Annotated in this window: 11 protein-coding genes and 1 tRNA gene; 9 read left to right on the forward strand and 3 right to left on the reverse strand. The window is 74.5% G+C overall.

The features are described 5' to 3' along the window. Positions 1-148: 148 nt before the first annotated feature. The 5 genes from moaC to J2S46_RS24020 all read left to right on the forward strand — a co-directional run bounded on the left by moaC (position 149) and on the right by J2S46_RS24020 (position 3412). The gene (moaC, locus tag J2S46_RS24000; protein ID WP_229912894.1) at positions 149-604 is read left to right on the forward strand and encodes a cyclic pyranopterin monophosphate synthase MoaC; all 456 of its coding nucleotides are present in this window, start codon (positions 149-151) and stop codon (positions 602-604) included. Beyond that, complete coding sequence (locus tag J2S46_RS24005) at positions 601-1137, forward strand: MogA/MoaB family molybdenum cofactor biosynthesis protein (protein ID WP_191291104.1); 537 nt, start codon at positions 601-603, stop codon at positions 1135-1137. Before moaC ends, J2S46_RS24005 begins: the two co-directional genes overlap by 4 nt. Beyond that, on the forward strand, positions 1134-1760 hold the full coding sequence (locus tag J2S46_RS24010; protein WP_191291207.1) for a GNAT family N-acetyltransferase: 627 nt from the start codon (positions 1134-1136) through the stop codon (positions 1758-1760). Before J2S46_RS24005 ends, J2S46_RS24010 begins: the two co-directional genes overlap by 4 nt. Before the next feature lie 150 nt (positions 1761-1910). Continuing rightward, positions 1911-3248, forward strand: a complete 1338-nt coding sequence (sepX, locus tag J2S46_RS24015) for a divisome protein SepX/GlpR (protein WP_191291105.1) — start codon at positions 1911-1913, stop codon at positions 3246-3248. A 90-nt stretch (positions 3249-3338) separates the two neighbouring features. Next, positions 3339-3412: transfer RNA gene (locus tag J2S46_RS24020), tRNA-Ala, on the forward strand. A 198-nt stretch (positions 3413-3610) separates the two neighbouring features. Here the strand turns inward: J2S46_RS24020 and J2S46_RS24025 are convergent. Next, positions 3611-6895 carry a helix-turn-helix domain-containing protein gene (locus J2S46_RS24025; RefSeq protein ID WP_307351092.1) on the reverse strand — a complete coding sequence of 1095 codons (3285 nt, stop codon included), beginning with the start codon at positions 6893-6895 and terminating at the stop codon, positions 3611-3613. A gap of 138 nt (positions 6896-7033) precedes the next feature. Between J2S46_RS24025 and J2S46_RS24030 the strand changes: the two genes are divergently transcribed. Further along, positions 7034-7285, forward strand: a complete 252-nt coding sequence (locus J2S46_RS24030; RefSeq protein ID WP_191291107.1) for a hypothetical protein — start codon at positions 7034-7036, stop codon at positions 7283-7285. 138 nt (positions 7286-7423) lie between these two features. On the opposite strand, the gene J2S46_RS24035 is transcribed toward J2S46_RS24030, so the two are convergent. Then, a complete protein-coding gene (locus tag J2S46_RS24035) occupies positions 7424-7921 on the reverse strand; it encodes a MarR family winged helix-turn-helix transcriptional regulator (RefSeq protein WP_191291108.1) in 498 nt (165 codons plus the stop codon). 45 nt (positions 7922-7966) lie between these two features. Between J2S46_RS24035 and J2S46_RS24040 the strand changes: the two genes are divergently transcribed. From J2S46_RS24040 to J2S46_RS24050, 3 genes are all read left to right on the forward strand, one after another. Beyond that, entirely contained in the window at positions 7967-8935 is a 969-nt protein-coding gene (locus J2S46_RS24040) for an EamA family transporter (RefSeq protein ID WP_191291109.1), read from the forward strand. Between the two features lie 195 nt (positions 8936-9130). Beyond that, positions 9131-9769, forward strand: coding sequence for an NAD(P)-dependent oxidoreductase (locus J2S46_RS24045; protein ID WP_191291110.1), 639 nt, complete (start codon positions 9131-9133; stop codon positions 9767-9769). Positions 9770-10107: 338 nt separating this feature from the next. Then, positions 10108-11019 (forward strand): LAETG motif-containing sortase-dependent surface protein, encoded by a 912-nt coding sequence (locus J2S46_RS24050; protein WP_307351099.1) that lies wholly within the window; start codon positions 10108-10110, stop codon positions 11017-11019. 150 nt (positions 11020-11169) lie between these two features. On the opposite strand, the gene J2S46_RS24055 is transcribed toward J2S46_RS24050, so the two are convergent. Beyond that, positions 11170-12096: a peptidase gene (locus tag J2S46_RS24055; RefSeq protein ID WP_191291112.1), complete on the reverse strand. Its 927-nt coding sequence runs from the start codon at positions 12094-12096 to the stop codon at positions 11170-11172. Between the last annotated feature and the right edge of the window lie 2 nt (positions 12097-12098).

A 12098-nucleotide genomic window follows, 5' to 3' on the forward strand; every position in this document is an offset into this window, starting at 1 on the left:
ACACAGCTCACCCGTCGGCCCGTCCCACCCGGCGGGCGGCCCTGGGGGTACGGTAGCGCGGTATTCGACCCGTCCTCCTGGAGCACCCGTGACGACCACACCACCCGGCGACCGCCTCACCCACGTCGACGACAGCGGCGCGGCCCGCATGGTCGACGTCTCCGAGAAGGCGACCACCGTGCGTACGGCGGTCGCCGCCGGACGGGTACGGGTCTCCCCCCGGGTCGTCGAACTGCTGCGCGGCGAGGGCGTGCCCAAGGGCGACGCCCTCGCGGTGGCCAGGATCGCCGGCATCATGGGGGCCAAGAAGACCCCCGAGCTGATCCCGCTCTGCCACCCGATCGCGATCTCCGGCGTCAAGGTCGACCTCACCGTCACCGACGAGGCGGTCGAGATCACCGCCACCGTGAGGACCGCCGACCGCACCGGCGTCGAGATGGAGGCCCTCACCGCCGTGGCGGTCGCCGGGCTCGCCGTCATCGACATGGTCAAGGCCGTCGACAAGGGTGCCTCCGTCGAGCACGTCCGGGTGCTCAGCAAGACCGGCGGCAAGAGCGGCGACTGGCACTCCGGTGAACGGCCCGCCCCGGCGAGCACCTCATGAGGGCGCTCGCCGTCACCGTGTCCAACCGCGCCTCGGCCGGCGTGTACGAGGACAAGGGCGGCCCCCTGCTGGTGGCCGGCCTGCGGGCGATGGGCTTCGAGGCGGACGGCCCGCGGGTCGTGCCCGACGGCGACCCGGTCGAGGCCGTCCTGCGGGAGGCCGTCGCGGCCGGCTACGACGTGGTGCTGACCACCGGCGGTACCGGCATCTCGCCGATGGACCTCACCCCCGAGATGACCGCCCGGGTCCTCGACCGGCAGATCCCCGGCATCCCCGAGGCCGTCCGGGCGTACGGCCGGGAGAAGGTCCCCACCTCGGCGCTGTCCCGGGGCCTCGCGGGCCTGGCCGGACGCACCCTGATCGTCAATCTGCCGGGCTCCACCGGCGGCGTGAAGGACGGCCTGGCCGTCCTGGCACCGCTGCTCCCGCACGCCGTCGACCAGCTCGCGGGCGGCGACCACCCCCGCCCCGACGCCGCCGGTGCCCGGCCCGCCTCCGGCGCGTCCGACGCCGCGGACGGGAGCGCGCACTGAACGCCGGCTGGCCGGTCGAACTCCACGAGGGGGACGTCACGCTGCGCCCGATCAGGGCGCGTGACCAGCGGGACTGGCAGGAGGTCAGTCGTCGCAACCGGGACTGGCTGCGCCGCTGGGAGGCGACCGTCCCGCCGTCCCCGGCCGGGCGGCCCGCCGGACCGCGTCCCACCTACCGGCAGATGGTGCGTTACCTGCGCGGGGAGGCCTCCGCCGGGCGGATGCTGCCCTTCGTGGTGCTCCACCAGGGTCAGCTGGCCGGCCAGCTGACCGTGGGCGGCATCACCTGGGGCTCGATGTGCTCGGCGAATGTCGGCTACTGGATCGACGAGGCGGTGGCCGGACGGGGCATCATGCCGACGGCGGTCGCGCTTTCGGTGGAGCACTGTTTCGAGGTGCTGGGGCTGCACCGGATCGAGGTGTGCATCAGGCCGGAGAACATGCCGAGCCGCCGGGTGGTGGAAAAGCTGGGGTTCCGTTCGGAGGGAATGCGTCCCCGGTATCTCCACATCGACGGCGACTGGCGGGACCACCTGGTCTACGCGCTGACCGCCGAGGAGGTGCCGGAGGGCATGCTGGAGCGCTGGCGGGCGATCAGGTCCGGCCGTGAAGCTGGGAATTGAATATATGTTCGAAAATAATATCGATATGGCATCGCTGCCCTCACGGACGGGCACAAATACCGGCAAAATAGTCGGAGAATCAGCTTGATCACACGACACGCCGTGCCAAATTGCTGCCAGGCCTTCCCCGACGCCCGTACGGTGTGAAACGTGAGCAGTAGCGGCCTTATCTACGCGGTCATCGTAGGGGCCTGGGCCGCCTATCTGGTGCCGATGTGGCTCCGCAGGCAGGACGAACTCAACGAGGCGCGCCCGACGGAACGCTTCAGTACCGCCATCCGCCTGCTGGCCGGGCGTTCGGCGATGGAGCGGCGGGCATCCCGGGTCCTTGGCGACGACGTGCGCGACGACGTGCGCGACGAGCGGAGCACGGACGACCGGACCGGCGACGACCCGGGTGCCGACGGGCGGTCCGGCGACGAGCCGACCGACGACGACGAACCGGTCGACGGCGGACGGTCCGAGGGCGACCGGCCCGGGAACGTCCGGCCCGAAGACGACCGCCCGGTTGGCGGGCGGCCCGCCCCCGCCGACCGGGCGGCCCCCGGCATGCCCGCAGGACGGATCCCGGCACCGGCGGCCAAGGGGCACGCCCCCCGGAACGTCGAGCGCCCGTCGGAGCGCCGGCTCGGGGCCGAGCGCCGGGCCCGGCTGCTGGCCCGGCGGCGGCGGATGGTCACGGTGCTCTTCCTGGCCTTCGCGCTGGGGGCGGTCGCCGCGGCGGTCCTCGGACTGGCCTTCCTCTGGGCCCCGGCCCTGCCGGCCGCCCTCCTGACCCTCTACATCGGCCACCTGCGCAAGCTGGAACGCCAGCGCTTCGAGGTCAAGATCGACCGGGACCGCGCGGCGCAGGCGGCGGAACGCCTGCGGCAGCGGGAGAACCGGCGGGCCGAGGCCGGCCGCGCGGACTCCACCCGTCCCGACGCCGGGCACCCTGACATCGGACGGCAGGACATCGGGCGCCAGGACATCGGGCGTCCCGAGCAGGGGCGCCAGGAACACGGACAGCGGGAGCAGGTGCAGCGCGACCACCGGCCGCCGGCCGGTGCCCGCGCCGACGAGGCCCGGGCGGAGCGTGCGGCGGACTCCCCCCGGGAGGCCCCGCACGACGCGGCGCACGCCGCCGACCGCGGCCGCCCGCACCTGCGGATCGCCGCCGACCCGGCCCCGCACGACGTCCGGCCGACCACGGCGGCCTCCGCCCTGGTCGAGGCGACCGACCACGAGGAGTGGGTGGACGGCATCCGCGAGCGCGGCGCGGCGGGACCCGACTCCTGGGAGCCCGTCCCCGTCCCGCTGCCGACCTACGTCACCGCACCGGTCGCCCCCCGGGTCACCCGCGACCTCGACCTCGGCGCCCCCGGCACCTGGACCGCCGGACGCCCGGCCGAGCCCCGCAGCACCCCGCTCTTCGACCAGTACGCCGAGCCGCCCGCCGCACCCGCGGAGGACGGCTACGACACCCGCCCCCGGGCCGCCAACGAATGACCCCGTCCGGAGCGCCCCCGCCCCACCAGGGCGCTCCGGCCGGAGGTGGTCACGAGCCACCTCCGAAAGGTGCTAAAGTTTCTTCTCGTTGGGGCTGTGGCGCAGTCCGGTAGCGCACCTCGTTCGCATCGAGGGGGTCAGGGGTTCGAATCCCCTCAGCTCCACCCAATGTCAAAGGCCCTCCCGGGATCATCCGGGAGGGCCTTTGAGCGTTTGTGGCGCAGTGAAGGACAGCAACTGCTCCGGGGGCCCGGGAGCTTCAGCGGTGAGTGGCGGCGTGGTGAGGCCGTCGCAGCCCCGTTGCTCCGGGGCGGCTCGGAGCTGCCCGTGCTGCGGATCCGGCCACCCGGTCATCCGGTTGCTCAAGGCCGGCCGGCAGGCAGAACGACGCCTTCTGTTCGGTGTCCGTCGAGTTCGGCCAGGCTGCGGGCGGCGTGGGCGCGGCTGACATCGGTGAGTGCGGTGTCGTCGGCGAGGACGCCCAGCAGCCCGGCGCCCTCGGCCCGGTGCCCGTCCAGCTCCGCGAGACCCCGGGCAGCCTTCAGGCGATAGGGCCCGTCAAGAGTGGTGTCGTTCGCCAGGCCGGCCAGCAGTTCGGCGGTGCGTCGGTCGCCGAGTCCGGCCAGGGTCTCGGCCGCCTCCAGGCGGTCGTACCCGTCAAGGGTGGCGTCGTCGACGAGGCCGGCGTACACGTCGGCGGCACGCGCGGCGTCCAGCTCGGCGAGCGCTCGGACCGCCCGCATGCGGGTACTGCCGTGGGGGCCGATGCCGTTGAGGGCGGTGTCGTCGGCGAGGTGGGCCAGCAGTGCGGTGCCTTCGGCCCGGTGGCCGTCGAGTTCGGCCAGGCTGCGGGCGGCGTGGACGCGGCTGATGCCGGTGAGTGTGGTGTCGTCGGCGAGGGCGCGGAGCAGCCCGGTGCCTTCGGCCCGGTGGCCGCCCAGCTCGGCGAGCTCCCGTGCCGCCTTGAGGCGGCCGATGCTGTTGAGGGCGGTGTCGTCGGCGAGGTGGGCCAGCAGTGCGGTGCCTTCGGCCCGGTGGCCGTCGAGCTGGGCCAGGCTGCGGGCGGCGTGGACGCGGCTGATGCCGGTGAGTGTGGTGTCGTCGGCGAGGGCGCGGAGCAGCCCGGTGCCTTCGGCCCGGTGGCCGCCCAGCTCGGCGAGCTCCCGTGCCGCCTTGAGGCGGGTGCCGCTGTCGAGTGCGGTGTCGTCGGCCAGGCCGGCGTACATGTCGGCGGCCAGGGAGGTGCGGAGCCCGGCCAGGGCCTCGGCCGACCGCAGGCGGTAGTACCCGCCCAGGGTGGAATCGCGGGCGAGGCGGGAGAGCAGCTCGGCGGCGTCGTCGTCGTGGCGTTCGGCGAGGTTCCCGGCGGCCCTGACCCGGAAGTGATCGTGGAGCGTGGTGTCGTCGGCGAGGCGGGAGAGCAACTCGGCGGTGCGTCCGTCGCCGAGTCCGGCCAGGGTCTCGACCGATTCCATGCGGTCGTACCCGTCGAGGGTGGTGTCGTCGGCGAGTGCGGCGTAGACGTCGGCGGCACGCGCGGCTTCGAGCCCGGCCACCGCTCGGGCGGCCGCCATGCGGTAGTAGCCGTCGAAGGTGGAGTCGCGGGCGAGGCCGGCGTAGACGCCGGCGGCGCGCGGGGCTTCGAGCTTGGCGAGGGCTCGGGCCGCCACCATACGGGTGCTGCCGTCGAGTGCGGTGTCGTCGGCGAGGCCGGCGTACACGTCGGCGGCACGGGAGGGTCGGAGCTCGGCCAGGGTCCCGGCCGACTTCAGGCGGTAGGACCCGTCCAGGGTGGAGTCACGTGCGAGGCCGGCGAACACGTCGGCGGCTGCGTCGACGACCTCCTCGGGGAGGAGGGTTCCGAGTCGGGCCTGTGCCGCGATGAAGCGGCAGCCGCTCAGTCCTCCGTGCGGGGGAACCAGGCGGGCCAGGTGCGACGTGGCGGCGCAGGGGTCGCCTTCCTGAGCGGCGTCGAGGAGGAAGCCGACGTACGAGGAGTGTTCGAGGGGAGGGTCCCAGTACCTGTGCGGCCACTGTCTCCGTGGCCCGCCCGGCGCCAAGTTCAACCATCCGTATCCGCGGGGGCGATGGAAGATCTGATGGAGCGTACGAGTGCGGGACCCGTGGTCCCGGGTGGCATGGCGGGCGGCCAGGTGTTCCATGAGGGTCTGGTGGAGGAAGACGATCTCGCCCGCACGGACGGTCAGCAGGCCGCTGCGGCACAGGCTGGTGATCAGGAAGGCGTGCCACTCGTCCTGCGGTACCCGCGGGGGCCGCTGCGCTTCGGGCCGGGCCTCCAGAAGGGTGATCGCGGAGAGGGTGTTTCCCCGGTGGCGTTCGGCCGCGAGCAGGGCGATGAGGTCTTGGAGGTGGTCGAGGGTGCGCTCTGCCTGGGCGCGGGCGGCGGATCCGTAGCGGTCGACGCCGGCGCGGTCCTGGACCCGGAGCCTCGCGTGGGCGGGGGTGTACTGCTGCCTGTGCAGCAGGCGGATGAAGTCCCGGTAGATCTGTCCGCGACCGGCGGGCAGCGGCCGGCCGGGGGCGGCGGCGTGGAGTTGGCAGAGCATGGAGGCCATCAGCGGGATGCGGGCCAGGTCGGCCAGCCGGGTGCGGCGCATGGCGTCGACGAACCGCTCGGCGGCAGAGTCAGGGTCTGCCAGGCCGATGGCGCGGAACCAGCCGATGGCGACCGGCCGCAGGTCGTCGGGGCTGAAGGGCTGCAGGTCGTAGCGCGGTACCCCGAGGCCCAGGACGTCGAGCTCGCCGTCGGGCAGGGGGCGGGTGGCAACGACGAAGCGGTACAACCCGCCGTGCTCGCCCCCGGCGACAGCGGCCAGGGCGCGCAGTACCTCGTGCCTCGCGGCGGGGTCGGTCATCTCGTCCAAGCCGTCGACCAGCAGGAGCCAGCGCACACCCGGCTGCGGCGGGGTGGCGAAGAACGCCGGGGTGAGTTCGTCCACCAGGCCGTGCGAGGCGAGATCGGCGGTCGCGGCTGCGGCGAGGGCCTGGGTCAGGGGGCGCCCGGCCAGGGCCGCCGCCGGGACGAGCACCGGTACCACGTCCTCGCCACGGCCGTTCAACCACTGCTCGACGCAGTCGGCAAGGCGGGTGCGCAGCAGACTGGTCTTGCCGCCGCCCGGCCCTGCGACGACCACGCAGGTCTGCCCGCCGGCGAGGATCTCGTCGGCGGCCTGCGATCCCGCGCGGATGTCCAGTGGTCCGGCCGTGTCGCCGTTGAACTGGGATTCATGCCTGCGCTGTCGGGTGGCCTGCTGACGCAGGTAGACGGTGGCGAGCGGCGGCGAGGCGCCGGGCAGCACACCCGGGTAGGGGTGCTCACGGGCGGCCCGCCGGGCGGCGGCCAGGTAGGCACCGAGGCGGTGCTTACGCACGTCCGCCTGGTCCCGCAGGCTGTGCAGTTCCCTCAGCCGCGCCTCGGTGAAGCCCAAGGCGCCCGCGAGCAGGCCGAGGCTGTCGACGGTCGGCACGGACCGCTCGTTGAGGATGTTGCTGACGGTCGCCGCGGAGACTCCCGCCGCCTTGGCGAGTTGGGACTGCTTCATCTTCCGGTCGGTCATCGCCTGCCGCAGGCAGGCGACCAACTCGCTGTGGGCGCCCCTGGGCCCCCCGGCCCCCGCATCGCTCACCTGCCGCCCCTGACCCAACGGTTCAACCTTGTTCACATCAAGCCTTTGAAGGCCCGTCCAGGCTATCCCTGGTACTCGACAGGCCGGTCGGCTCTTGCCCGAACCGACACCGAACGGACCACGAGGAGTACCGAACCGATGAACCCCCACCTGGCCCTGATCGCCACGCCTCTCGTCCTCGGGCTGCTCGTCCGCCTCCTGCGACGCCCGCAGCGCGCGACGGCCGACCTTGCCCGCGGCCTACGCGACCTGATCACCCTGCGCATGGTGCTCCGCGACACCGATCCCGACCAGCGCGCCAATCTCCTCCGGGCGCACCACGCCTGGCGTAGCGAGTCCGCCGGCCGACCGCGCTGCCTCTCCCGCCCTCCGGCCCGGTCGAGGGGCTGACCCGCCGGCACCGGGAGGGCGCGGCGCCGGCCCGGCCTCGGGACGGGCCGGCATCACGGGCACCTGGCCCCGGCCGTCGGACACAGGGCCTCCCGGACCGGGACGGTAGTCCTGCGGGGCCGGGCACCCGCGGGCGGATCAGTCGGACGCGTCGCCGAGGGACTCCAGCAGGTCCCGCAGGGTTTCGGCGAGGCCGTCGCGCTGGGGGGCGGTGAGCCCGGAGAGAAGGCGGTGCTCGTTGGCGACGTGGTCGGGGAGGGCCTGGTCGATCAGGGCGCGGCCGTCGGCGGTGAGGGCCACGTGCACCACCCGGCCGTCCGTCTCGCTGGGGGTGCGGGCGACCAGGCCGCGGGCCTCCAGGCGGTCCAGCCGCTGGGTGACGGCGCCGGAGGTGACCATCGACGTCCGCATCAGCTCGGCGGGTGTCAGCCGGTAGGGCGGTCCGCTGCGCCGGAGGGTGGCGAGCACGTCGAAGGAGGCGGGGTCGAGGCCGTGCTCGGCGAAGGTGCGGCGCAGGTCGGCCTCGATCAGCCGGGTGAGCCGCTTGAGGCGTCCGATCACCGCCATCGGTGACACGTCGAGGTCGGGGCGCTCGCGGCGCCACTGCTCCAGGAGCTTGTCCACGTGATCCGTCACGGCTCCAGTCTAGTCAATCTCTTAGCGGTGAGTTACTTTGTCTTAGTGCTAAGGAATCGGATCGGAATCATCCTGGTGACCGCGCTGGCGCCCGCCGTCTGGGGCACCACCTACCTCGTCACGACCGAACTGCTGCCGCCCGGCCGCCCGCTGCTCGCCGGCGTGGTCCGGGCCCTGCCGGCCGGACTGCTGCTCGTCCTGCTCACCCGCCGGCTGCCCAAGGGCATCTGGTGGCTGCGCGCCCTGGTGCTCGGGGCACTCAACATCGGGGCCTTCTTCGCCCTGCTGTTCGTCGCCGCCTACCGGCTGCCCGGCGGCGTCGCCGCGACCGTCGGCGCCGTCCAGCCGCTGCTGGTCGCCGGGCTCGCGGCCGGCCTGCTCGGCGAACGGCTCACCCTGCGGACCGTCCTGTCGGCCCTCGCGGGCGTCGCCGGGGTCAGCCTGCTGGTGCTGCGCGCCGGCGCCCGCCTCGACGGGCTCGGGGTCGCGGCCGCGCTCGGCGGCGCCGTCGTGATGGCCGCCGGGGTCGTGCTCAGCAAGCGCTGGGTGTCGCCCGCGCCGCTGCTCGCCACCACCGGCTGGCAGCTGGTGGCCGGCGGGCTGCTGCTGCTCCCGGTCGCCCTGTTCGTGGAAGGGCCGCCGCCGGCCGACCTGACCGCCCGGAACCTGCTCGGGTACGGCTATCTGACGATCGTGGGCGCCGCCGTCGCCTACGCGCTCTGGTTCCGCGGGATCCGCGCCCTGACGCCCACCAGCGTCACCTTCCTGGGGCTGCTGAGCCCGGTGGTCGCCACCCTGCTCGGCTGGGTCGCGCTCGGTCAGGACCTCACCCCCGCCCAGGGGCTGGGTGGCGCGATCGTGCTCGGCGCCCTGGTCACGGCCCAGCTCCGGCGGCCGGAGCGGCGGGTGGCGGGCGGTCCGGCCGCGACCGGGACGGGTGCCGCGGGGGAGCACCCGGCCGGCGGCGGCGCCGGGACGGTCGGGCAGTCGCGCGCCGGCAGCCGGGCGGGCTGACCCCGGGGGTTGGGGTGGCCATGAGGGGCCCGGCCGGCCACGAGAGCCTGGCCGGCCCGGTCGTCCACCCCGTCCACCCCGTTCAACCGTTCTCACCGTTCTCACCGTTCAACCCGTTCAACCCGTTCAACCCCATCGCCGTCCCGGCGGGGCCGGAACGTCGAGTCCTCATGTCGTACGAAGGAGCTGACAGGCATGCGCATCACCGTGTTCGGAGCGGCCGGCAACGTGGGGAGCCGGGTGGTGGCCGAGGCGCTGTCCCGCGGCCACCAGGTGACCGCCGTCGTGCGGGACGCCGCCCGCTTCGCGGAGCTGGACCCGGCGGCCCTCGCCCGGACCGGTGACGCGGGGGAGGCCGAGGACGTGGTCCGGCTGAGCAAGGATCAGGACCTCGTGATCAGCGCGACCCGGCCGGCGCCCGGCCGGGAGGGGGAGTTCGCCGCCACCACCCGCGCACTGCTGGCCGGCCTCGCCCGGACCGGCGTCCGCCTGCTGGTGGTCGGTGGGGCGGGCAGCCTGACCGTGCCCGGCAGCGGCGGCGCGCTGGTGACCGACGACCCGTTGTTCCCCGCCGACTGGCGGCCGATCGCCGAGGCCTGCGGTGAGCAGTTGGCGGTCTGCCGGGCGGACACGGCGGTGGACTGGGCCTACCTGAGCCCGTCCGCCCTGCTGGAGCCGGGTGTCCGCACCGGCGGCTACCGGCTGGGCGCCGACGAGTTGCTGGTCGACGCCCGGGGCGAGTCGGCGATCTCGATGGAGGACCTCGCGGTGGCCCTGCTCGACGAGGCCGAGCGGCCGCGCCACCACCGGGCCCGTTTCACGGTCGGGTACTGACCGCGGGCCCCGGCACCCGGGCCGGACGGTTGTCCGCGTGCCGCCCGTCGGGCCGCTCACCGGGCCGCCGGTCCGGGCCGCTCCCGGACCGCCAGACGGGCCGCCGGCCGGCCCGGCCGGCCGCCCCTCCCGCGGCCCGCCGGCCCGGAGGCGTGACAGCGTCAGATCACTGCGTGTACGGCCGACCTGAGGTGACCTGCGGTGGCCCGCGCGGCCGGTGACCCAGCCGTTGGCGGCCGGGTTCGCTCGTGTACTGTCACCCCTTCGCACCACTAAGCTCCCGGCCGTGTTACCCCGCACCGGGACCAGGCGATCACCGCTTGAAGGAGCATCCCCCCGTGACCCGATCACTTCGCAGGTCGCTGCCGGCGCTGGCCGCTGTCGGCATAGCCGTGACCTCCCCCGTTCTCCTCGCCGGTACCGCGCAGGCCCACGGCTCGCGCTGCGACTCGGTCAGCGTGCAGTACTCCGTGGACAACGGCGCGCACTGGAAGGAGGACGGCCGGCTGTCCGAGCCGTCCACCAAGATCCAGGTCCGTCTCGACCCCAAGTCCAAGCCCGCCGAGGGCTGTGAGTACAAGGTCTCGCTGGCCTCGTACAACACCGAGGGCCCCACCTGGGCCAAGTCCGGCACCCAGACCTTCCTCGGCTGGGACACCACGGTGCTCAGCAGTGACAAGCGTCAGGCCACCCTGGACGTCACCAAGTACGCGCCGACCTGCTACGGGCAGATCGACCTGTACGGCACCGACAAGAAGCACGACGGTGTCAGCGCGCCGCTGCCGAAGTACCCGAACGCGGTCTTCCCGAAGGACCTGATCACGGCGTGGAACGGCGGCAAGCCGTGCAAGCCCACGCCGACCACCAGCCCCAGCCCCACCGCCACGGTCAAGCCGTCGACCTCGCCGTCGCCGACCGCCACCGTCTCGCCGACCGCCACGGTCACCCCGACCACCAGCGCCAGCCCGTCGGCCTCGGTCTCGCCGTCGGCGACCCCGAGCACCTCGGCCACGCCGACCACCTCGGCGACCCCGAGCTCGTCGTCCTCGGCCCCGGCGCCGGTGCCCACCGACGCGGGCCCGGTCGGTAACCCGACCGTCGCGCCGGTCTCCACCACGCCGTCCGAGAACCTGGCCAGCACCGGTGGCAACAGCTCGCAGACCATCGCCATCTCGGCCGGTGGCGCCGCGCTGCTCGCCCTCGGTGGCGGCGCGGTGTTCCTCAGCCGTCGCCGCGCCCGCCGCAGCTGACGCCGTGCCCGCCCGGGGCTCCCGGGCGGGCAGCGTCCGCCGGGCCGGCCTGAACGGGTCGGCCTGACGGACGGAAGGGCCCGGCCGGAGAACCTCTCCGGCCGGGCCCTTTGCCGTGCTCCCACCACCGCTCCCCGTGAGGGGAGGCGGTCAGCGCTGCCCGGAGCCCGGGTACTGGCCGGGCTGCGGTGCCTGGCTCGGCCCCTGCGGCTGGGCCTGCGGCGGGACGGCGCCGTACCGGGCCGGGCGGCGCCCGCGCGGGTGCCGGGTGAGCGTGTACCCCGCGACGCCGGCCAGGGCGGCCAGCGCGCCGCCGGCGACCGTCCAGAACCAGCGGCTGTTCCAGCCGGAGAACCAGCCGGTGTACCAGTGCGACTCGGGCTCCACCGGGGCGGCCGCGCGGGCGCCGGCGGCCGGCACGGCGGTGCTGCCCGGAGCGACGGTGGCACCGGCGTTGACCGGCGGCACCAGCGGCGCCTTCAGCGAGCCGCCCTCGGGCTGGGCGTCGTCCTGACCGCCCTTGGTGGCGATGCGCAGCTGGACGGCGGCGGCGAGGCCCAGGTCCTGCTGCGGCGCGTCGGCCACCGAGAGCCGGACGTAGTAGGTGCCCGGCAACGGGTCGCCGGACCACGGCTCGGCCCAGGAGCGGACCTGGCGCAGGGTGCAGCCGAGCGAGAGGGAGGCAGCGGTGGCCTCGCCGGTCGCGTTCTGGGTGCCGGCGGTGCAGGACTGGCGGCGGCGCAGGCCGTCGAAGACCTCCACGCTCCAGGTCTGCGGGCCGTGGCGGTCGGCGGCCGGGGCCAGCGTGACGTTCAGCGAGAGGGTGGGCGTCTGGCCCTCCGCCGCGGCGAACGCCCAGTAGAGGTAGTCACCGGTGGACGCGGACACCTTGGCGTCCTGGCCGGGGGCCAGCGTGGTCGCGGTCAGGAAGGTGGTCCCGACCTTGCTGCTGGGCGCCGTGCTGCTCGCCGAGGGCGAGGGGGACGGCGAGGCGGCCGAGGCGGCGGGGGCCGCCAGCGGCACCAGCACCGGGGCCAGGGCGAGGGCGGCGAGCGAGGTCCTGAGAAGGGTACGCATGG

This window comes from Kitasatospora herbaricolor, from assembly GCF_030813695.1.
Lineage (GTDB): Bacteria > Actinomycetota > Actinomycetes > Streptomycetales > Streptomycetaceae > Kitasatospora > Kitasatospora herbaricolor.

Coding starts and splice junctions, on each gene's coding strand:
- moaC (WP_229912894.1), top strand. CDS start 149: ATGGTCGACGTCTCCGAGAAGGCGACCACCGTGCGTACGGCGGTCGCC.
- J2S46_RS24005 (WP_191291104.1), top strand. CDS start 601: ATGAGGGCGCTCGCCGTCACCGTGTCCAACCGCGCCTCGGCCGGCGTG.
- J2S46_RS24030 (WP_191291107.1), top strand. CDS start 7,034: ATGAACCCCCACCTGGCCCTGATCGCCACGCCTCTCGTCCTCGGGCTG.
- J2S46_RS24045 (WP_191291110.1), top strand. CDS start 9,131: ATGCGCATCACCGTGTTCGGAGCGGCCGGCAACGTGGGGAGCCGGGTG.
- J2S46_RS24055 (WP_191291112.1), bottom strand. CDS start 12,096: ATGCGTACCCTTCTCAGGACCTCGCTCGCCGCCCTCGCCCTGGCCCCG.